Genomic DNA, 1,595 nt, shown 5'->3' on the forward strand with positions numbered 1-1,595 from the left:
CGTCGTCTGCGGCGAGATCATGACCATGCCGGGCCTGCCCAGCCGCCCCGCGTCCGAATCCATCCGCCTGAACGACCAGGGCGAAATCGAAGGATTGTTCTAAGCCATGGCTTACGACTCCATCCACAGCATCATGCTTCCGGTGCGGGGCGACGGCAAAGGCGACAACGTCTTTGCCCACGCCGCCGCCCTGGCGCGGCGCTTCGGTGCCCGGGTCCGCGTGGTGCATTGTCATCCGAAAACCGAGGACATGATGCCGTACGGCGTCGTGATCCCGACCATGCTGCGCCGCCAGATCGAGGATGCGGCGCATGCCAATGCCGACGTGACCCGCGACCAGCTCTACGGTGAGTTCGAGAAGCAAGCCAAGAAACTCGGGCTCGAGATCGCTGATCACGAGATGGACAAGCCGACGACGCGGTTCATCGAATACGAGGGCAAACAGGTCGATGCGGTGCAAAGATACGGTCGCCTGTGCGACATTGTCTGCGTGGCCAAGCCGGACCAGGAGATGAACCTCGGGGTCAACACGCTGAAATCGGCGCTGTTTTCGTCGGGTCGCCCGGTGATGATGTGCCCCGATAACGACGTGTCGGACGCGGATTTCGCGGATCACGTGGCCATCGGCTGGAACGGGTCGCTCGAGGCGACGCGGGCCGTGGCCATGGCGATGCCGCTGATTTCCAGCGCCAAGAAGGTCACGATCCTGCACACCGGTGACAGCCCCAAGGACGAACATCCCGGGGCGGATCAGTTGCAGCGCTATCTCGAACTGCGCGGCGTTGCGTCCGAGATCCGGATGTTCCAGGCGGAGGGGCGCAACGTGGGCCGGCAGCTTCTGTCGGAAACCCGCGCGGCGGGCGCCGGCATGCTGATCATCGGCGCCTATCACGACAGTTACGAACGGGAATCCCTGTTCGGTGGCAACTCGCAAGTCGTTGTCGCCGAGGCGGATTTTCCCGTCGTCATGGTTCATTGAGGAGAGAAGGGAGGACAGGCGAAGACTGACTGCAGTACCAAGAATGGGGCAGGCGCCAACCATATCAAGAAACAGCGCGCACCAGCCTCGACACACATGGAGACCATAGGGAGGATAACCATGAATACGTTTAAACTACTCGTTGCGAGTGCATCGGCTCTGGCATTGACGGCGCCGGCGGCGCTGGCGGAATGGCAGCCGAAAAAACCGGTCGAGTTCATCATCATGGCCGGCACCGGCGGTGGCGCGGACCAGATCGCACGCCTGCTGCAAGGCCTGATCCAGAAGAAGGACCTGAGCCCGCGGCCGTTCATCCCGATCAACAAGCCGGGCGGGTCGGGCGCCGAGGCGCTGCGCTACATGCAGGACAAGACGGGCGACAACCACACCGTCATGATGACGCTGAACAGCTTCTACACCACGCCGATCATCCAGGAGGACCTGGGCATCGACGTGACCGAGTTCACGCCGATCGGCCTGATGGCGATGGACACGTTCCTGCTGTGGGTCAACACCGACCGCGAGGACATCACCGATCTCGACAGCTTCAACGCGGCCGTGTCCGAAGCGGGCAAGGACTGGAAAGTCGGCGGCACCGGGTCGGGCCAGGAAGACA

Annotated in this window: 3 protein-coding genes; all 3 read left to right on the plus strand. The window is 62.8% G+C overall.

What is annotated here, in order from left to right; translation table 11 throughout:
• A partial coding sequence (locus tag PVV74_RS22775; RefSeq protein WP_274593577.1) for a formate--tetrahydrofolate ligase occupies nt 1-103 on the plus strand: 103 nt, incomplete at its 5' end.
• A 3-nt stretch (nt 104-106) separates the two neighbouring features.
• Nucleotides 107-979, plus strand: a complete 873-nt coding sequence (locus PVV74_RS22780; RefSeq protein ID WP_274594789.1) for a universal stress protein — start codon at nt 107-109, stop codon at nt 977-979.
• A gap of 120 nt (nt 980-1,099) precedes the next feature.
• On the plus strand, nt 1,100-1,595 hold a 496-nt coding region (locus PVV74_RS22785; protein WP_274594790.1), incomplete at its 3' end, for a Bug family tripartite tricarboxylate transporter substrate binding protein.

This window comes from Roseovarius sp. SK2 (assembly GCF_028807495.1).
Taxonomy (GTDB): Bacteria; Pseudomonadota; Alphaproteobacteria; order Rhodobacterales; family Rhodobacteraceae; genus Roseovarius; species Roseovarius confluentis.

What these genes read in the sequence shown, in the direction of transcription:
- PVV74_RS22780 (WP_274594789.1), top strand. Translation starts at nt 107, where the DNA reads ATGGCTTACGACTCCATCCACAGCATCATGCTTCCGGTGCGGGGCGAC.